General features: G+C 73.1%; 1 protein-coding gene. It reads left to right on the top strand.

From position 1 onward, the window contains the following. A partial coding sequence (locus tag R2R70_RS22960; RefSeq protein WP_410979341.1) for a HAMP domain-containing protein occupies positions 1-238 on the top strand: 238 nt, incomplete at both ends.

Genomic DNA, 238 nt, shown 5'->3' on the forward strand with positions numbered 1-238 from the left:
GTGGCTCGGCCGCGCGGCGCTGATGCGCGCGATCGTGCATCCGGTGGACGCCGCCGTCGCGCAGTTCGAGCGCATCGCGGCGGGCGACCTGAGCGCGGCGGTGGCCGTGGCGAGCCGCAACGAAATGGGCAAGCTCTCGGCCGCCCTGCAACGCATGCAGGCCGCGCTCGTGACGATGGTGAGCACGGTGCGCGCGGGCGCGGAATCGATCGATACGGGCGTGAGCGAAATCGCCGCG

It is taken from the genome of Cobetia sp. SIMBA_158 (assembly GCF_046566945.1).
GTDB lineage: Bacteria > Pseudomonadota > Gammaproteobacteria > Pseudomonadales > Halomonadaceae > Cobetia > Cobetia amphilecti.